Raw genomic sequence first — 19,258 nt, 5'->3', positions numbered from 1 at the left:
AATTACTTTTTATTTAAATTGGGAAGAAAAAGGGAGAGTTTGAGGTATGGAAAAAATACGTCCAATGTTGTTTACAACATTGAAGAAGTATTCCGGCGCACAGCTGATGTCAGATGTGGTAGCGGGTATCATCGTAGCGATCATCGCGCTGCCGCTTTCGATCGCGCTGGCGCTGGCTTCGGGTGTAGGTCCGGAACAGGGTATCTACACGGCGATTGCAGCCGGATTTGTGATCTCATTTTTAGGCGGCAGCCAGGTACAGATTGCAGGTCCAACGGCGGCATTTGCAACGATCGTGGCAGGTATCGTGGCGAAGAGCGGCGTGGAAGGGCTGGCAGTTGCGACGATCATGGCAGGTATTATCCTGGTCGTCATGGGATTCTGCCATTTTGGTTCATTGATTAAGTTTATTCCGTTTACAATTACAACCGGATTTACCTCCGGTATCGCGGTGACGATCGTCATCGGTCAGTTGAAGGATTTCTTCGGCGTGACCTATCCGGCAGGAATGGAGACGATCGAGACGATGCAGAAGCTGAAAGCGTTCGCAGCCGGATTCGGAAGTGTCAACCTGCACGCGGTCATCGTCGGCGTGGTGTGTCTGGCGATTCTGATCGTGATGCCGATGATCACGGAGAAAATTCCGGGATCGCTGGTAGCGGTTATCGCAGGTATTTTAATGGTAAAATTCCTGCCGCTGCATGTGAATACGATCGGCGACCTTTACACGGTCAGCAACAAGCTTCCGGCGTTTCGTCTGCCGGTGTTTAGCTACGATGTGATTCAGGGTTCCCTGTCGGATGCGTTTACGATTGCAGTTCTGGCGGCGATTGAGTCTCTGCTTTCCTGCGTGGTAGCGGACGGCATGATCGGCGGAAAACACCGTTCCAACACGGAGCTGGTGGCACAGGGCGCGGGTAATATTATTTCCGCCCTGTTTGGCGGTATTCCGGCGACGGGCGCGATCGCGCGTACCGCAGCCAATGTCAAAAATGGCGGCCGTACCCCGGTTGCAGGCATGGTTCATGCGGTTGTCCTGCTTCTGATTCTGGTAGTTCTGATGCCGTGTGCAAGCTGGATCCCGATGCCGACCATCGCGGCAATCCTGTTTATGGTTGCCTACAATATGTGTCAGTGGAGAACCTTCGTCCGTCTGACCAAGACGGCTCCGAAGAGTGATATTGCGGTTCTGGTGCTGACCTTCTTCTTAACCGTTATCTTCGATCTGGTTGTAGCGATCGAGATCGGTATGCTGTTATCCTGCCTGCTGTTTATGAAGCGGATGAGCGATGAGACGGGCGTCAGAAGCTGGCTTTATGTCGAAGAAGTAGAGGAGCAGAAGCGCAAAGCGCAGGAAGCAAGAAAAGCGAAAAAAGCCGGAAAAGAGCTTTCAGTGGAAGAGGCACAGCTCTTAGCGGCAGCTGCAGAAGATGAAGAAGCAGCCATGAAAGAACAGGCACGTCTGCGGGAGATACCGAGAGAACTGGCTGTTTATGAGATTACAGGACCTCTGTTCTTCGGTGCAGCAGACCGCATCAACCAGATTGAAACCCGCGAGGAGACGAAATGCCTGGTTCTTCGTATGCGTGCTGTTCCGGCAGTTGACAGTACAGCGATGAATTCGATGGTTGCCCTCTATGAGCGCTGCCAGAAGAACGGCGTCACATTGATTTTGTCCCATGTCAACGAGCAGCCGATGCACGTGATGGAGAAAGCAGGATTTGTGGATATGGTCGGACGCGATCATTTCTGCCCGAATATCGAGGCAGCACTTGATCATGCGGACGAGGTGCTGGGAAAATAATTATGGACATCTATCGGAGAATGAAAGAAGTATTTAGGCGCATTCCGGACGGCTGCGTGACGACCTACGGTCAGGTAGCGCTCCTGTGCGGTGCACCGCGCCATTCCCGTCAGGTGGGATATGCGCTCCGCACCAACCGCCTGGGCGATGTCCCGGCATTCAGGGTGATTAATTCCAAGGGCTTTCTAAGCGGCGCAGCGGCGTTCGACTATCCGGGACAGCAGAAAAAACTGCTGGAACAGGATGGAATACGGGTGGACTCCACCGAGGACGGTGACCGCGTCGATTTAAAACAATATGGATGGAAACCTTCGATGGATGAGGCAGAAGAATTGTATGTGTTGTTTCGGAAGTTGGGGATCTGAGTGGGAATCAAGGAAAATGCATCTGAATGAGATGTTGGTAAGCGAAAGAAGTGAAATGAGATGGATAAGATGGCAGACGATAGGGGCTGCATCTTATCCATTTTTAATAGACATTTCTGACCGTTTATTATTAAATTGTCTCCGCGATCTGCCGTGCCACATAGACACCGCTGGCAGATGCATGGGAAAGGGAATGAGTAATACCGCTGCCGTCACCGATGACGTAGAGTCCATCATGACAGGTCATCAGGTTATGATCCACTTCCACCTCCATGTTGTAGAATTTTACCTCCACTCCATAGAGAAGGGTGTCATCATTCGCCGTACCCGGTGCTACCTTATCCAGGGCATAAATCATCTCGATAATACCGTCCAGAATCCGCTTCGGGAGAACCAGACTCAGATCACCGGCTGCCGCATTGAGGGTTGGAACCGTAAAAGATTCATTGATTCGCTGCTGCGTGCTTCTTTTTCCGCGGATCAGGTCTCCAAAACGCTGCACAATTACACCACCGCCCAGCATGTTGCTGAGTTTTGCAATACTTTCTCCATATTCATTGGAATTCTTGAAGGGCTCTGAAAAATGTTTCGCTACCAGAAGGGCAAAGTTCGTGTTATGGGTCTGCTTTGCAGGATCCTCGTAGCTGTGGCCATTTACCGTTACGATGCCGTTGGTATTCTCATTTACCACAGCTCCCTTGGGATTCATACAGAAGGTGCGCACGTAATCCTCGTATTTTTCCGTACGATACACGATCTTGCTCTCATAGAGTTCATCTGTAAGATCGGAAAAGATCTCAGCCGGCAGTTCAACCCGGACCCCCAGGTCGACACGGTTGGAATTCGTATGGATATCCAGGTCCCTGCATACCTTCTGCATCCACTTACTGCCGCTTCGGCCGGCGGAAATGATACATTTCGTACCCTCAAAGGTTGTATCATCGCTGTAAACCTTGTAACCCTTCTCGGTCTTCTCCACGGTTTCGATGGCACAGTCAAAATAGAAATCTACCTTATTCTTCAGATGATCATAGAGGTGCTCCAGAACAACATAATTAATATCCGTACCCAGATGGCGAACCGAAGCATCCAGAAGATGCAGACCATGCTGCATGCAGGTTTTCTTGAACTTTGTTCCTGCAGTGGAATACAGCTTCGTTCCCTCCCCGCCAAAGCGGAGGTTGATTCCATCCACGTATTCCATCAATTCAATGGCCGTCTTCTTTCCGATATACTCATAGAGAGTACCGCCGAAATCATTGGTAATGTTGTATTTTCCATCAGAAAATGCACCGGCTCCGCCGAATCCACTCATGATGGAGCAGCATTTGCAGTGAATACAGGACTTGATTTTATCACCATCAATGGGACATTTACGGTGCTCCAGCGGATGTCCTACCTCAAAAACAGCGATCTTTAAATCCGGTTTACGTTCCATCAGCTCATAGGCAGAAAAGATACCGCCGGGACCGGCGCCGATAATTAACACATCATACATATTGAAATTCTCCTTGTTTTCCTAAAATTTGATTCCCTCTTTCTGTATTATAGCATAAATTTCGAAAAAAGAGGCAGCACGTCATGCGCTGCCCCGAAACATCATCCCCTATGTCGTCATGGCATCTTCCGTTATTATATCATCACCTCAGAATAAAGATTCTTTTATGGCTGTAACCATCAGCCTGATTCCCTTTGTAAAATTACCGGAGGTGTTTTCGAGCCTGATGACCTCTCCGGCGCTTCTTGGCAAAGGGCTGGCGCTGGGACTTGTATCTACCTTTTTTCCGTTTGTAAGCTACACACCGGGACTCCGCCAGATGGAGGCAGGAAAAGCCTCGGTTCTGGCGTTTGCTGAGCCGATGGTGGCAGCTGTGGCTGGGATTGTGGTATTTGGAGAAATGCTGCGGGTTGAAAATGTGCTGGGCATTCTTTTGATTTTTACAGCATTGGTGGTGTTGAACAGCCGGAAAATAAAACGGTAAAATCAGGGGCTAATCGATAATGGAACTGTGATGAAAACACGGCTCACAAATCTTAAACGGATATCCAACCGGCAGTATCCGTCCGCAGCGCTGGCAGCGGGCGATGTAGCTTTTTTTGCCCTTGGACAAATACCGCATGATCGTACCCTCAGTGCGGCTGCGTTCCTGTTCGAGCCAGTCCTCGTCGATGATCTTGTCAAAACGGTGGGAGAACTGGTAGTAGAGGTCGAGCTTGCGGTAATACGTTTCGTATTTCTGCAGTCCCAGCTTGGAACCGGCGCCTTTGTCCGGGTGTTTCAGGCGTTTGTCCGCCGGGTAATCCTTGCAGTAGCGCAGCCATTGCAGGACAACCTGATGATCCTTGATATCGATCGGACAGCTGATCATGCGGTAGAGAATCCGTTTGTCATCGAATCCGTAGATATCGTCTCTGTGGCGTTCTGCCTGCGCATAAAGGCTTAAAATCTCATCGACGCTGACCTTTTCAAACGGAGGCGTCGGCTCAACGGATTTCCAGACTTTGATGATAACGTCCAGCGGCTCGTCCAGATCGAGGAGAATCTGTGGGAAACCGAGGCTGACTTTTTCGATCGGTTCCTCCTCCTGAGTAAGCTGTTCCCGGATATAATCGAGGGATTCCTGCCCCATCGCATTGACGTAGCCGGTGTCAAAGAGTCCGAAGCGTCCGGCGCGTCCGGCGATCTGCTTGATCTCCGGTACGGACAGACCGCGCCGGGTGGTACCGTCAAATTTCTGGGTCTGTACAAATACGATACGCCGGACAGGCAGGTTGAGTCCCATGCCGATCGCGTCGGTGGCGACGACCACCTTGGTTTTGCCGCTGGTAAAAAGCTGCATCTGGCGGCGGCGGATCTCCGGCGGCAGGCTTCCGTATATAACACTTGCCTTGATACCTTCTTCTTCCAGACGTCCCGCTACATCCAGCACAGATTTTTTGGAAAATACGACGAGTGCATCGCCGGGAAGAACACTTTCCGGGAAGGAAAATGGCGTGTCCTCACAGATGAGCGCAGTTTTGCGCTGATACCGGCAGATGGCAAGGCTGTCGCCGCACAGATGGATCAGATGTGTGACAGCAGATTCAGCGGCGGGACTCATGCAGACATGGATTTCGTGGGCTTTCAGTCCCAGAATCGCCTTTGTCCAGCAATGACCGCGGTCTGGATCGGCGGTCAGCTGCGCCTCATCAATCACGGCAATATCGTATTCCTCGGAGAAATCTGCCATCTCGATCGTCGAAGCTGTGATCCGGCTGTCATCGTCGGCGATACACTCCTGACCGGTCAGCATGGTGCTGGGAACGCCGCAGTCGTGCATTTTTTCATATACCTCAAGCGCCAGAAGGCGCAGCGGACCGAGGTAGGTGCCCTTTTTCGCTGTTTTTAAGCGTTCCAGCGCGTGAAATGTTTTGCCGCTGTTGGTCGGTCCGATGTGGAGAATGAAACGGCGGTTCATCGCCATAGTCTCCGGAAATTCCAGCTCTGGGCGGGATGGGACGAGATCCATGATTTTATACTGGATGACGTAGCGCTTATAGATCTGGTAAAGCTCCAGAAGTGTCTGCGTGCAGAGCTGACCATCCAATTCTGTTTCCAGATAATTCAGAAAATCCACGGAAATATCATCGCGCTGGGCGGGCAGAAACATTGCCTCATCCAGGCGGATGAGCTGTGGCAGCAGGCTGGTTTCAATGAGCTTTGTGACAGAATCGTTGTGCGAACGGTACGCAAAATAAGCCAGATTTTTGATCTGGCGGTGCCATTCCTCCAGCGAGAGGCTGGTGACCTGTGTCGGTTTGGTGCGTTTCAGTGTTTTAAACAGCCGGTTGGTCCGCTCGCTCAGATCGCGGGGGCGGGAACTGGTCTTTCTTTTTTTCTTGCTTGCCGCCTGATACTGGCGGATATATGTCTGAAGAAGCTGGTTTGGCTCGATCATTTGAAAGTCTCCTCTTTATGTAAATATCCTGTCCGATAAATCTTCTGGTTTAAAGCTTCATTTGATATAGGAATGTTTCTATTATCGCAGAAGTTGCATGGATGTGCAAGAACGGGAAATCAGATTGCAGAAAAATATAAAAATATTTGATATAATAAGAACACTTAGTTAAAACAGAAAGGTCAACATCTATATGGCATCAAACTATAAAACGGGCGCCAGCCTGAATTTAACTCCCTTCGAAATGCAGCTTCTAAGCCGCAGCCCCCTGTTTCGAGGCGCGGGCGAATCCGGAATCGGGGAGATGCTGTCCTGTCTGGGGGCGGAGGAACGCAGTTATGAAAAAGAAGAAATGATTTATCGCGCGGGGAATACGGTCACATCTCTGGGTGTGGTGATGCACGGAAGCGTGATGATTGTCAACGATGATCTGTGGGGCAACCGCAGCATCCTGGACCGGGTAGAACCGGGACAGATTTTTGCGGAGACATATGCGTGCGTGCCGGGGGAAAAGCTGCTGGTCGATGTGTTTGCAGCGGAGGTGACGGAAGTGCTGTTTTTAAATGTTGGAAAAATGCTGTCGCAGTGTCCCAATTCTTGCGGACATCACACGCAGCTTATCCGCAACCTGCTTGCAATCTCGGCGCAGAAAAACTTGCAGCTGTCCCGCCGGATCTTCAATACATCGTCGAAATCCATCCGGGGACGGCTTCTGTCGTACCTCTCCGATCAGGCGGTAAAAAATGAGAGCGAGAGATTTGATATCCCATTCAACCGCCAGCAGCTCGCCGACTATCTGGGTGTGGACCGGTCGGCGCTGTCGGCAGAGCTGGGGAAAATGCAGCGGGAAGGGCTTCTGGAATTTAGAAAAAATCACTTTCATTTATATGAAGAGGTTAGAAGCTTGTAGATTACAAACAAAAATACCCTGCCAGGAGCATTAAAATCCGACCGACAGGGTATTTTTAGTGAAAATCCCTATGGGTGTAACAAGACTGGCTGTCCATTCCCGATACTTTCCTGCACCGGCTGTTTCAGCATATCCAGAAATGCCTGTGCCGCCGGCGTCAGCGGGCGCATCGGGTTTTGCAGGACGAGGATCTGGCGCTTCGGGATAGGGATATTTAGGTGAAGCTGGAACACGCGGTAGTTGAGCAGGTAGTTCCGGGCAAATTCCGAGGGAACAAAGCCGATTCCCAGATTGTGGGAGACGGTCGGGGCGATCAGGTCGTTGGAAGAAACTTCGATGCTCGGGCGCAGATCCAGCCCCTGTTCCTCAAAGAGATTGTCCCAAAAAAGCCGCGTCGTTGTGCCGGACTCCATGCTGACAAGTGGGTGCATACAAAGCTCTTCGAGAGAGAGTGTGCGGTTTTGCAGCTCGGAAAAACGGTTTCCGGCGATGACGATGTCCTGGAACTCGGCAACCGGCATCACGTGAACCAGATCCAGATCCTTCATGATCTCGTGGATCGGAGAAATGATGACGGCAAAGTCATTTTCCCCGGCCTTTAAGGAAGAAGCGGTGATCGGCGCAGAGTTGGAATGAATCTGCACGGTCACATTCGGAAAACGCTGCTGGAATTGTTCAATATAAGGAAGCAGAAAGAAGCGCATTGTCAGCTCGCTCGCACCGATCGAAACCTTGCCGCTCTGACTGTTCGTGTATTCTTTTAAAAGCTCTTCCGCTCGTCCCATCTGCTGGCAGGGACGGTTGATCTGGCGGAACAGGATCCGCCCTTCATCGGTCAGGGTCACGCCTTTTTGGGAGCGGTTGAAAAGTTTGCACTGAAGCATATCTTCTAAATTATGAATGTATTTTGTTACGGTTGGCTGCGTGAGGCAGAGATTCAAAGCCGCCTGGGTAATATTCTGGCATCGAGCCACCTCATAGAAAACCTTGTAGTAGTCGAAACTGATGTCCATGTATGTAGTTGAAATCCTTTCTGTATGTCGGACTGTTTCTGCCTGATTGAAACAGTGTTTATCTGATTTTATATCTGTACGTGTATTTACCAAATATAGTCACACTTTATCGTATTTTTCCAGAAATGTCCAGCCACAATAACGATTACCAATAATTATCACCATTCATTTTATCTATGGATATAGGAAAAAAATATAATTTTACCATTTGTATTTCTGGGAGTAAGATCGGGAACAGACGGGAAGAATGTGGAGACACAGGCGAAAACGTTACTGGGCACATATGCGTGAACAGTAACTAGAACACGTGGCGGCATCGGGAAATGAAAGAAAAATAGCCGGGGCAGCCGCGGGAGAACAACCCGGAGAGAGGAAGTGACAGTATGGGAGATCTGGGTGCGACCCTGATCAAGGAATTGAACTGTGAGACAGCCTTTACAATTGGCGGGATCGGCATATCAGAATCCGTTGTGGTTACATGGATCATGATGGCAGTGGTGCTCGTGGTTTCACTGATTGTGACGCACGGTCTGAAAGTTGAACATCCCGGACGCGGACAGCTCCTTCTGGAAAACGCTGTTACGTGGCTGCAGGGCATCGGCGAGGGAATCCTCGGAGAGGAAGGAAAAGGCTATGCGCCGTATCTGACATCCGTGCTGATGTATCTGGGCGTGGCGAACCTGCTTGGTATACTGGGATTCAAGCCGCCAACCAAGGATTTGAACGTCACGGCAGCACTGGCGCTGATGAGTATTGTGCTGATTGAGACAGCAGGGATTCGGGTCAAAGGTTTAAAAGGATGGTTAAAGAGCTTTACAGAGCCGATCGCCATCGTGACACCGATCAATATCATGGAGGTATTTATCAAACCGTTGTCGCTGTGTATGCGACTGTTCGGAAACGTGCTGGGCGCGTTCGTCATCATGAAATTGATTGAATACATCCTTCCGGTAGGGCTTCCGGTATTGTTCAGCGCTTACTTTGATATCTTTGACGGTCTGATTCAGGCGTATGTATTTGTCTTTCTGACAGGGCTTTTTATCAAGGAATCAATCGAGTAATAGAAGAGAAATAGAAAATTACAAAAAGGAGACTTTATTATGGGTACAATCATTGCAATCGGAGCAGGTCTGGCAGTTCTTGCAGGCGCAGGAGCCGGAATTGGTATCGGAATCGCCACATCTAAGGCGACTGAGGCAGTCGCAAGACAGCCAGAGGCAGAGGGAAAAATCACAAAGATTCTATTGTTAGGTGCGGCACTTGCCGAGGCAACTGCTATTTATGGTTTCGTTATTGCCCTTTTGATTATTATTCTTTTAAGCTGATACGATAGAAAACGAAAGGTGGGGCAAGGCTATGTTACGGTTGGACATCAACCTGGTTTTTACGATCATCAACCTTTTAATCTGGTATGCGATTATCCGTATTTTCCTCTTTAAGCCGATCAACAAAGTGATCGATAAACGGAATGCAGCCATTCAGGAAAAGTATGATGAGGCAAAAAAGATGCAGGAAGAAGCGCAGGCGGAGAAAGAGAAATACGCAGCCTGCCAGGATGAAATAGAAGTAGAGAAAAACAAGGTGCTGGATGCGGCGCGTGCGAGTGCACGTGAGGAAGGACGCCAGCTGATTGAAAACGCCCAGAAAGAGGCAGATAAAGTCATCCGTAAGGCGGGCGAGGATGCACGCCGGGAGAAGGACAAGATGCTCGAACAGGCGAAGCATGAAATTTTGTCGCTGGTTCTGGACGCGGCGGCTGGTTCGATGAACAAGAAGTCGGATGACAGCGCTCTTTATGATGAGTTTTTGAAGAAAGCGGGTACGACGGAGAATGAAGAAACTTGATGTCTATTTACAAGAAATAAAGAGGCAGAAGATTTCTGTCGATGATCTGCAGCATGCGGCTGAGATACTGGCTGCGACACCGCAGCTTCCGGCAGAGCTTGAAAATCCGGATTTGACCCGTGAGAAGCGGGAAGATCTGGTTCGTAGCCTGTTTCCGCTGGCAGTCCGGGGAATCATCGAGGTGCTGGCACAGGATCAGACAATGAAAATGATGCCGGATCTGATTAAGGAAGCGGAGGCGTTTGAAAAGCCGGATAAATATCTGCGCTGTGTGCTGGAATATGTCAAAGAGCCGGATGAAAAACAGGCAGCCGGAATCCGGAAATTTCTCTCGGAGAAATATCCGGGACGGGAACTCCGGATTGTGAAGGAAGAAAAGCCGGAGCTTGGAAGTGGTTTTATCCTCCGGGTCGGAAGTGAGGAATATGACTGGAGCACGGAGGGAAGAAAACGGGCGCTGGCAGATAAATTAAAGAATCTGGCAAAAGAGCCGGATTCGGGTGATTTCCTTACACAGAAGGGAATCATCGGGATTCTGAAAGGAAATCTGGATGGAATCGACATTTCGGTCCGTGAGATCGGTACGGTCAGCCGGGTGGGCGACGGCATCGCCTATGTGGATGGAATCGACCATGCGATGTACGGTGAGATTGTGGCGTTTGACGGCGATGTGAGAGGCATGGTACAGGATATCCGGTCGAAGGAGATCGGCTGCATCCTCTTTGGACATGCGAACACCATCGGAGAAGGAAGCCGCGCGATGCGGACCGGCAAGATGGCAGGTATCCCGGTTGGCGAGGGATTCTTAGGGCGTGTTGTAGATGCGCTGGGCAATCCGATCGACAATAAAGGGGAGATTGAGGCAGCCGGATACCGTCCGGTGGAGTCACCGGCGCCGGGTATTATCGAGCGTCAGTCAGTTGATACCCCGATGGAGACCGGTATCCTCTCGATCGATTCGATGTTCCCGATCGGACGCGGACAGCGTGAGCTGATCATTGGCGACCGCCAGACCGGTAAGACCTCGATCGCGGTGGATACGATGCTGAACCAAAAGGGAAAAGACGTGATCTGCATCTATGTGGCGATCGGTCAGAAAGCTTCAACGGTATCGAGACTGGTTCATACACTGGAAAAACACGGGGCGATGGAGTACAGCATCGTGCTGGCAGCGACGGCGAGTGATCCGGCGTCCTTACAGTATATCGCGCCGTATGCAGGAACGGCGCTGGCAGAATATTTCATGCATCAGGGAAAAGATGTTCTGATTGTCTATGACGATTTATCGAAACACGCGGTTGCGTACCGTGCACTGTCTCTTCTGATGGAACGTTCCCCGGGACGTGAGGCATATCCGGGCGATGTATTCTATCTGCATTCCCGTCTGCTGGAGCGCTCGGCGCGGCTTTCGGATGAGCTGGGCGGTGGTTCAATCACAGCGCTGCCGATTGTCGAGACACAGGCGGGCGATGTGTCGGCGTATATCCCGACCAACGTTATTTCCATCACAGATGGACAGATTTTCCTGGAAAGTTCGCTGTTCTTCGAGGGCATGCGCCCGGCGGTCAATGTAGGGCTTTCGGTATCGCGTGTCGGCGGCGCAGCGCAGACCAAGGCGATGAAGAAGGCAGCCGGAAGCGTACGTATCGACCTGGCACAGTACCGCGAGATGGAAGTATTTACACAGTTTAGCTCCGATCTGGATCCGGCAACTAAGGCACAGCTTACCTACGGCAGCGGTCTGATGGAGCTGTTAAAACAGCCGCTTGAGCATCCGCTCTCGATGGAAGAACAGGTTGTGATTCTGTATGCGGCGACGAGCCATCTGCTGGTAGATATTCCGAAGGAAAAGCTGAAGACATTCCAGGGCGGTCTTTACGAATATATGAGAAGCTCCTACCCGCAGGTGGGCGATGCACTCCGCACGACTAAGACACTCAGCGAGGATATTCAGCGCGAGATTGCGAAGGCGGTGGGCGAGTACAAGGCAAAATTCCTGAAAGCACAGGGAAATGCGCTGGAGGCAGCCACAGCGGATGCAAAACTGGATAAGCAGTAAGGCGGTGATGGAAGATGGCAGGACTCAGAGAGATCCAGAACCGGATCCGGAGTATTCAGGATACGCGCAAGATCACGAACGCGATGTACCTGATATCTTCGACGAAATTAAAGAAAGCCAGAAAAGAACTGGCAGAGACGGAGCCGTATTTCTATGCATTGCAAAATGTCATCCGGCGTATCCAGAGGCATCTGCCGAACATGGAAAGTCCCTATTTTGAAAAAGAAGGGCACCAGTCGAAGAAAACGGGGCTGCTGGTTATTTCCGGTGATAAAGGGCTGGCGGGTGCTTATAACCATAACATCATGAAGATGGCGGATACATTTTTAAAGGATCCTTCCCGCGAGGTACATCTGTTTGTCATCGGTGAGACGGGGCGGCAGTTTTTTGCCTCCCAGCACATCCCGATTGAAGAAAATTTCCAGTATACGGCGCAGGATCCGACATTTAACCGGGCAAGGTGGATTGCAGGAATGCTTCTGGAACGATATTTGTCGGGTGATTTGGATGAGATCCATGTCCTGTATACAAGAATGGAAAATGTGATGCAGAGTGTGGCGAAGGATAAAAGGGTGCTTCCGATTACCAAGCCGGATATGCACGGAATGGCGATTCCGGTCGATGTGCGGCTGGAGGAGTTTTCCCTCCGGCCAACGCCGGAGGAAGCGATGAATGCGATCGTTCCGAACTATGTAGCCGGATTTATCTACGGCGCACTGGTTGAGTCGTTCTGCAGCGAGCAGAATGCCCGTATGATGGCGATGGATGCGGCGACGGATAATGCGGATGCACTTTTAAAAGATTTGAATACGATGTACAACCGGGCGCGGCAGGCGGCGATCACACAGGAGATCACCGAAGTATGCGGCGGCGCGGCTGCACAGAGACGAGAACGAGAAGAGGAGATGAGAGTGTGATGGGAGAACAGGCGGCAGAGACAAAAAAGACTGAAACCAGCCTGCCGGAAGGCAAGATTGTCCAGGTTTCCGGTCCGGTTGTCGATGTGAAATTTGAGAGCGGTCCCCTTCCGGAGATCCGGGACGCGCTCACAGTAGAAAATCAGGGAAAGACGTGTGTGATGGAAGCTGCCAAGCACATGGGAAATAATATCGTCCGCTGCATCATGCTGTCGGCAAGCGAGGGCTTGAGCCGTGACATGAAGGTAACACCGACGGGAGAAGGCATTTCCGTTCCGGTTGGCGAAAAGACGCTTGGACGTTTGTTTAATGTTTTAGGTGAGACGGTAGATGGAGGACAAAAGCTGGATGGTGAGGAGCACTGGTGTATTCACCGGGATCCGCCGCCATTTGAGGATCAGAGCCCGGTCGCGGAGATTCTGGAGACGGGCATCAAGGTTATTGATCTTCTGGCGCCGTATTCCAAGGGCGGAAAAGTCGGTCTGTTTGGCGGCGCGGGCGTCGGAAAAACAGTCCTGATTCAGGAGCTGATCCGGAATATTGCGATGGAGCAGGGCGGTTATTCTATCTTTACGGGTGTCGGTGAGCGTTCCCGTGAGGGCAATGACCTCTGGAGTGAGATGAAGGCATCCGGTGTTCTGGAAAAGACAGCGCTCGTGTTTGGACAGATGAACGAGCCGCCGGGAGCCCGTATGAGAGTTGCAGAGACCGGGCTTACGATGGCAGAATATTTCCGTGACAAAATGCACCGGAATGTGTTACTATTTATCGATAATATTTTCCGTTATGTACAGGCAGGTTCGGAGGTTTCAGCGCTGCTTGGGCGTATGCCGTCGGCGGTTGGTTATCAGCCAACGTTAGCGAATGAGATGGGCGAGCTGCAGGAGCGGATTGCCTCGACGAAAGATGGTTCGGTCACTTCAATCCAGGCAGTCTATGTACCGGCGGATGATTTAACCGATCCGGCACCGGCGACTACCTTTACCCATCTGGATGCGACTACGGTTCTTTCCAGAAAGATCGTAGAACAGGGTATCTACCCAGCGGTCGATCCGCTGGAATCCTCGTCCCGTATTCTGGAACCGGATGTGGTCGGAGAAGAACACTATGAGACGGCCAGACGGGTGCAGGAGATTTTGCAGAAATACAAGGAATTGCAGGATATCATTGCAATTCTGGGTATGGACGAGTTGTCTGAGGAAGATAAGCTGACCGTCGGCCGCGCAAGAAAGATACAGCGTTTCTTATCCCAGCCGTTCCACGTGGCGGAGAACTTTACCGGTGTACCGGGCAAGTATGTGCCGTTAAAGGATACCGTTAAGGGCTTTAAGGCAATTCTGGATGGTGAGATGGATGCGTACCCGGAGGCAGCATTCTTCAATGTCGGAACGATCGAGGATGTAGTGGCAAAGGCGAAGGCGTTAGAGAAACAGGAGGCGTAGGAACGGATGGCAGATTTTCATGTAAAAATCATATCCAGCAACCGGACATTCTATGAGGGAGTCTGCCACTGTCTGATCCTTCCGGCGGTGGACGGTGAGATGGCTGTCATGGCGCACCATGAGAGCGAGATCGTGGCAGTCAAAGCGGGAGAAATGCGTTTCCAGGCGACAGAGGACGGTCCGTGGGAGGCAGCAGTCGTCGGGCAGGGCTTCTGTGAGATCGCCAACAACCGTGTTATGTTGCTGGCAGATACGATCGAGAAACCGGAGGAGATCGACCGGATCCGGGCGCAGGAGGCATTAGAGCGTGCGAAAGAGCGGCTGCGCCAGAAACAGAGCATTTCCGAGTATTACAGCACCCGCGCGGCGATGGCGAGAGCGCTGGTTCGTCTGAAAGAGACGGAAAAATTTGTGGACTAGGTGTGTTAGAGGCGGATTTGAGCCTGATGTAATTCTGTGGCAGATGCGGTTCAGAAAGAAATGACAGAAAATCAGTAAGAATGGAGAACAGGGCATGACATTACTTCAGTTAAAATACGTGGTGGAGGTGGCGGCAGCCGGAACCATCAGCGGGGCGGCAAAAAAACTTTATATTGCACAGCCGAGCCTCACGGCGGCGATCAAGGAACTGGAGCATGAGATTGGATTTTCCCTGTTTACCCGCACGAACAAGGGCGTGGTGATTTCCCCGGACGGGGAAGAATTTCTGGGGTATGCGAGACAGGTGATCGAGCAGGCAAACCTGATCGAGGAGCGCTATTTTGGCGCTGTGCCGCAGAAACGCCAGTTCTGTGTCTCCACCCAGCACTATTCCTTTGCCGTTGAGGCGTTTGTCGATCTGATCCGCGAGTACGGCGGAGAAGAGTACGATTTCCGTATCCGCGAGACGCAGACGTATGAGCTGATTGAGGATGTGGCGAAGCTTAGGAGCGAGGTTGGCGTGCTGTATCTGAACCGTTTTAACGAGACGGTGATCCGCAAGACGCTGCGGGAACACGACCTCAAATTTACGCGGCTTTTTATGGCAAAACCGCATGTATTTATCGGTGCGGCCAATCCGCTTGCAAGCCGCAGTTCCATCACCCTGTCGGATTTGGAACCTTATCCGCGTCTGTCCTATGAGCAGGGCGAGCACAATTCCTTTTATTTCTCCGAGGAGATCCTCAGCACGCTGGACAGCCGCAAGGACATCCTGGTGTCCGACCGCGCGACCCTGTTTAATCTTCTGATCGGGCTGAATGGGTATACGATCTGCAGCGGTGTCATCAATGAGGAACTGAACGGACCGAATATTGTAGCGATTCCGCTTGATGTGGACGATTATATGGAGATCGGTTACATTACCCACAATCGCGTGACACCGGGACGGTTTGCGGGGCTGTATATTGAGGCGTTGAAGCGGAGAGTGGGAGTGCCGGTTCCCAAAGTGTCTACCCGTGAACCAATAACCAGAATTCCTGTTTCCGACAGGTGATTTTTTGGTTTGACTTTTTTTAAAACAGGAAATATAATAATACCGAAACGAGTAGCAAACGAGCGTAAATCCAGTTTTGCTACTCTTTTTTTATTATTCCATAAAGAATGTGCCAAGGTGCATTTTTTATTAAATTTTATAAAAATGCCATTAAAAAGTGTGTTGCCTATCAGCGTAAGTCCAGCTTATGAGATAGGTGCACACTTTTTTATGTGGAAAAAAGGAGGATTTATTTAAAATGGCAGAAAGCAACAAGATGAAGGATATGCCGGTAAATCAGCTCATGATCCAGATGGGCATACCGATGATTTTATCGATGGCATTGCAGGCAGTCTACAATATTGTGGACAGCGCCTTTGTGGGAAATATGAGGGTAGGAAGCGAAGCCGCCCTGAATGCGCTGACACTGGTGTTCCCGATCCAGATACTGATGGTGGCAGTGGGAATCGGAACCGGCGTGGGAACGAATGCGCTTCTTGCGAGGATGCTGGGACAGGGAAATAATAAAAAAGCTGCAAAGGCAGCCGGAAACAGCCTGTTTCTGGGTGTGATTATTTATGTGGTATGTCTGTTATTCGGACTTTTTGGAGTAAACGCATATATCACGTCGCAGACGGTCGATCCGGAGGTTATTTCGATGGGAACGGAGTACCTTCGGATCTGCTGCGTGATTTCGTTTGGAATCGTATTTTTCTCTTTGTTTGAAAAATTATTGCAGGCAACAGGGCGTTCGTTTTATTCGACCATCGGTCAGGTTGTGGGAGCAGTGGTAAATATCATTCTGGACCCGATTATGATCTATGGAATTGGACCTGTCCCGGAGATGGGAGTTGCGGGCGCTGCCTATGCAACGGTGATCGGGCAGGTCATATCGGCGGTTTTATTATTTGTTTTTCATATGAAGTTAAACAAAGAGTTTGAGCATGATTTCACATATATGAAGCCGGATGTCGGAATTATAAGGGAAATCTACGCGATCGGACTTCCGGCGATCATCGCGCAGGCGCTCATGTCTATTATGGTGTATGTGATGAACCTGATTTTGAAATTCAATCCTTCCGCCCAGACGGCGTATGGACTCTTCTACAAAGTACAGCAGTTTGTATTGTTCCTTGCGTTTGGTCTGCGCGACGCCATCACACCGATCATCGCATTTGCATACGGAATGCATAGCAGAAGGCGGATTCTGGATGGAATCAAATATGGACTGTTCTATACGGTTGTTCTGATGATTGTGGGCATGGCAATCACAGAGGTTTTCCCAGGGGTGTTTGCCGGATTATTTAATGCCGGATCGTCCAGAGAATACTTTATCGGGGCAATGAGAATCATTTCCATCAGCTTTATTTTTGCCGGGATCAATGTGGCATATCAGGGCATTTATCAGGCGCTTAACAGTGGCATCCAGTCGCTGGTGATTTCACTGCTCAGACAGTTTGTGATTATTCTGCCGTTGGCAGGCATCTTTTCAATCTTTGTGAGAAACGGTCAGGCGGGTGTTTCGCTTATCTGGTGGGCGTTTCCGATCACAGAGCTCGCCGCCTGCCTGGTGGGATATGGTTTTTTGAAGAAAATCAGAACGAATAAAGTGGAACATTTGGAGTAAGGAGAGAGGATAGGATGATGGGAAAAAGAATTATTACGATCAGCCGGGAGTTTGGAAGCGGCGGACGTTTTATCGGTATGGAAGTGGCGCAGAAACTGGGTGTGAAATACTACGATAAGGAGATGATCGGACAGATTGCGGAGCAGTCCGGATTTTCACCGAAGTATATCCAGGAGAATGCGGAATTGTCACCCAAGAAGGGGTTATTTGCCTATGCGTTTTCAGGGCGCGACCAGATGGGACGATCTGTCGAAGACATGATCTATGAAGCGCAGAGAAAGATCATTTTGGATATTGCGGAAAGAGAAGAGTGTGTGATAATAGGTAGAAATGCGGACTTTATTCTGAAAGATCGGGATGACGTTCTGAACGTATTTATACACGGAAATATGCCGGAGAAGGTAAAGCGGATCTGCGGCTTATACAATGTTACGGAACAGGAAGCGATCAAAATGACAGAAGACATTGATAAGCGCCGTATGAGCAATTATCGCTTTTACACGGATCAGAAGTGGGGGATGGCAAGTAATTATACACTGTCGCTGAACAGTTCTGTGCTGGGGTATGAGATGTGTGAGAGGATTATTATGGAGTGTGGGGGACGGTAGGAGATGGCTGACGATAGTCTTTTGCTCTTATAAGTAACAGAAAAACCAGAACTGTGTAGCTGATTTAGTCGACAGTTCTGGTTTTTTGTTTTGGAAGTCCCACATAGATGTGTCAGAACCCATTTTTTATTTCTGAACTTTGTGTGAAATCTTTGCCCAGATGATTGACATAAAGCGGGGGTTCAGCGTTATGATAGGCGGTATGGAAAACAGGGATGAAAAAGTCAAATCTTTTGCCGAAGATAGATTTACACGGAAAAAAGAACGGAATCGGAAAGAGGATGATAGAATGCGGCAGAATAGAGAAATGATTTCATGTCAGCGTCCATAATCGGCACTTCCTTTTTGTAAGAAATGTGGTATACTCGATAGAACATGAAAACCATATTAAAAAAGGTGAAAAGCAGAATGAATCATATTTCAATTACAACCCTGGAAGCGCCGGAGCTGGATATCTACGCCCGGCTGAGCGAGGGGCAGTTATTTCATTATAATGAACCAAAGGAAGGTCTTTTCATTGCGGAAAGCCCTAAGGTCATCGGGCGGGCGCTCGACGCGGGATATGAGCCGGTTTCTTTTCTGATGGAAGAACGCCATATCGAGACAGAAGGGCGGGAGATTCTGGAACGCCCGGTGTGTTCGGGAGTGCCTGTGTTTACGGCACCATTTGATGTGCTGACGCGCCTAACCGGCTTTAAACTGACGCGCGGGATGCTGTGTGCGGTGAAACGGAAGAAAATGCCGGGGATCGAGGAAATCTGTGCAGGTGCCAGACGGATCGCGATTTTTGAGAATGTAGAAAATCCTACGAATGTGGGGGCGATTTTCCGGTCAGCGGCTGCGCTCTTTATGGATGCGGTGCTTCTGACACCGGGATGCAGTGACCCGCTGTACCGCCGCGCAAGCCGTGTCAGTATGGGAACAGTGTTTCAGGTGCCGTGGACGTACATTCCGAAGGGCGACTGGGCGGAGAACAGTATGGAAACGCTTAAGAAGCTGGGATTTCGCACGGCGGCGATGGCGCTCAGTGACCGTTCCGTGAGTATCGCGGATCCGGCGCTTTCGCAGGAAGAAAAATTAGCGATCATTCTCGGAACCGAGGGTGACGGGTTGGCGGCATCGACGATCGCGGCGTGCGATTACACCGTGAAAATCCCGATGTCACACGGCGTGGATTCGCTCAACGTGGCAGCAGCGAGTGCAGTGGCGTTCTGGCAGCTGGGCATGGGAAACAGGAAATAAAGTTCTGGCTGTGTAAAAAAATGTACATTGGTTAA

19 protein-coding genes are annotated in these 19,258 nt (G+C 50.3%); 16 read left to right on the top strand and 3 right to left on the bottom strand.

Annotated elements, in window-relative coordinates:
• Window positions 1-46: 46 nt before the first annotated feature.
• Both DXC57_RS09570 and DXC57_RS09565 read left to right on the top strand, forming a co-directional pair.
• Window positions 47-1,804 carry a SulP family inorganic anion transporter gene (locus DXC57_RS09570; protein ID WP_118652328.1) on the top strand — a complete coding sequence of 586 codons (1,758 nt, stop codon included), beginning with the start codon at window positions 47-49 and terminating at the stop codon, window positions 1,802-1,804.
• 2 nt (window positions 1,805-1,806) lie between these two features.
• Complete coding sequence (locus tag DXC57_RS09565) at window positions 1,807-2,169, top strand: MGMT family protein (protein WP_118652326.1); 363 nt, start codon at window positions 1,807-1,809, stop codon at window positions 2,167-2,169.
• A gap of 130 nt (window positions 2,170-2,299) precedes the next feature.
• Here the strand turns inward: DXC57_RS09565 and DXC57_RS09560 are convergent, their stop codons facing one another.
• Window positions 2,300-3,667: an NAD(P)/FAD-dependent oxidoreductase gene (locus DXC57_RS09560; protein ID WP_118652324.1), complete on the bottom strand. Its 1,368-nt coding sequence runs from the start codon at window positions 3,665-3,667 to the stop codon at window positions 2,300-2,302.
• Between the two features lie 166 nt (window positions 3,668-3,833).
• Between DXC57_RS09560 and DXC57_RS09555 the strand changes: the two genes are divergently transcribed.
• The gene (locus tag DXC57_RS09555; protein WP_182457272.1) at window positions 3,834-4,151 is read left to right on the top strand and encodes an EamA family transporter; all 318 of its coding nucleotides are present in this window, start codon (window positions 3,834-3,836) and stop codon (window positions 4,149-4,151) included.
• A 9-nt stretch (window positions 4,152-4,160) separates the two neighbouring features.
• Here DXC57_RS09555 and DXC57_RS09550 read toward each other — a convergent pair whose 3' ends face one another.
• The gene (locus DXC57_RS09550; protein ID WP_118652320.1) at window positions 4,161-6,107 is read right to left on the bottom strand and encodes a DEAD/DEAH box helicase; all 1,947 of its coding nucleotides are present in this window, start codon (window positions 6,105-6,107) and stop codon (window positions 4,161-4,163) included.
• 244 nt (window positions 6,108-6,351) lie between these two features.
• Between DXC57_RS09550 and DXC57_RS09545 the strand changes: the two genes are divergently transcribed.
• Window positions 6,352-7,017, top strand: a complete 666-nt coding sequence (locus tag DXC57_RS09545; protein WP_181357208.1) for a Crp/Fnr family transcriptional regulator — start codon at window positions 6,352-6,354, stop codon at window positions 7,015-7,017.
• Between the two features lie 68 nt (window positions 7,018-7,085).
• Here the strand turns inward: DXC57_RS09545 and DXC57_RS09540 are convergent, their stop codons facing one another.
• Window positions 7,086-8,030, bottom strand: coding sequence for a LysR family transcriptional regulator (locus tag DXC57_RS09540; protein ID WP_118491623.1), 945 nt, complete (start codon window positions 8,028-8,030; stop codon window positions 7,086-7,088).
• Window positions 8,031-8,413: 383 nt separating this feature from the next.
• On the opposite strand from DXC57_RS09540, the gene DXC57_RS09535 reads away from it, so the two are divergent.
• From DXC57_RS09535 to DXC57_RS09485, 12 genes are all read left to right on the top strand, one after another.
• Complete coding sequence (locus DXC57_RS09535; protein ID WP_107000520.1) at window positions 8,414-9,091, top strand: F0F1 ATP synthase subunit A; 678 nt, start codon at window positions 8,414-8,416, stop codon at window positions 9,089-9,091.
• 39 nt (window positions 9,092-9,130) lie between these two features.
• A complete protein-coding gene (atpE, locus tag DXC57_RS09530; RefSeq protein WP_022359062.1) occupies window positions 9,131-9,355 on the top strand; it encodes an ATP synthase F0 subunit C in 225 nt (74 codons plus the stop codon).
• A 31-nt stretch (window positions 9,356-9,386) separates the two neighbouring features.
• Window positions 9,387-9,875: an ATP synthase F0 subunit B gene (locus tag DXC57_RS09525; RefSeq protein WP_118491621.1), complete on the top strand. Its 489-nt coding sequence runs from the start codon at window positions 9,387-9,389 to the stop codon at window positions 9,873-9,875.
• Window positions 9,862-11,934 carry a F0F1 ATP synthase subunit alpha gene (gene atpA, locus DXC57_RS09520; protein ID WP_118652318.1) on the top strand — a complete coding sequence of 691 codons (2,073 nt, stop codon included), beginning with the start codon at window positions 9,862-9,864 and terminating at the stop codon, window positions 11,932-11,934. The genes DXC57_RS09525 and atpA overlap by 14 nt, the downstream gene beginning before the upstream one ends.
• Window positions 11,935-11,948: 14 nt before the next feature.
• On the top strand, window positions 11,949-12,851 hold the full coding sequence (gene atpG, locus DXC57_RS09515) for an ATP synthase F1 subunit gamma (protein WP_107000517.1): 903 nt from the start codon (window positions 11,949-11,951) through the stop codon (window positions 12,849-12,851).
• 41 nt (window positions 12,852-12,892) lie between these two features.
• Entirely contained in the window at window positions 12,893-14,293 is a 1,401-nt protein-coding gene (gene atpD / locus DXC57_RS09510) for a F0F1 ATP synthase subunit beta (RefSeq protein ID WP_117796308.1), read from the top strand.
• A gap of 6 nt (window positions 14,294-14,299) precedes the next feature.
• A complete protein-coding gene (atpC, locus tag DXC57_RS09505; protein ID WP_022359057.1) occupies window positions 14,300-14,713 on the top strand; it encodes an ATP synthase F1 subunit epsilon in 414 nt (137 codons plus the stop codon).
• Between the two features lie 94 nt (window positions 14,714-14,807).
• The gene (locus tag DXC57_RS09500) at window positions 14,808-15,767 is read left to right on the top strand and encodes a LysR family transcriptional regulator (protein ID WP_107000515.1); all 960 of its coding nucleotides are present in this window, start codon (window positions 14,808-14,810) and stop codon (window positions 15,765-15,767) included.
• Between the two features lie 9 nt (window positions 15,768-15,776).
• Complete coding sequence (locus DXC57_RS15345) at window positions 15,777-16,004, top strand: hypothetical protein (RefSeq protein WP_147354094.1); 228 nt, start codon at window positions 15,777-15,779, stop codon at window positions 16,002-16,004.
• Between the two features lies 1 nt (window position 16,005).
• Window positions 16,006-17,373, top strand: a complete 1,368-nt coding sequence (locus DXC57_RS09495) for an MATE family efflux transporter (protein WP_118652316.1) — start codon at window positions 16,006-16,008, stop codon at window positions 17,371-17,373.
• Between the two features lie 14 nt (window positions 17,374-17,387).
• Window positions 17,388-17,981, top strand: a complete 594-nt coding sequence (locus tag DXC57_RS09490; protein ID WP_333491432.1) for a cytidylate kinase-like family protein — start codon at window positions 17,388-17,390, stop codon at window positions 17,979-17,981.
• A gap of 408 nt (window positions 17,982-18,389) precedes the next feature.
• Window positions 18,390-19,223, top strand: coding sequence for an RNA methyltransferase (locus DXC57_RS09485; protein ID WP_118652314.1), 834 nt, complete (start codon window positions 18,390-18,392; stop codon window positions 19,221-19,223).
• The last annotated feature ends 35 nt before the right edge of the window (window positions 19,224-19,258 follow it).

The organism is Clostridium sp. TF06-15AC, assembly GCF_003481165.1.
Taxonomy (GTDB): domain Bacteria; phylum Bacillota; class Clostridia; order Lachnospirales; family Lachnospiraceae; genus Otoolea; species Otoolea fessa.
The sequence above is the reverse complement of the archived record's forward strand: the minus strand, read 5'-3'. Positions and strand labels throughout refer to the sequence as shown.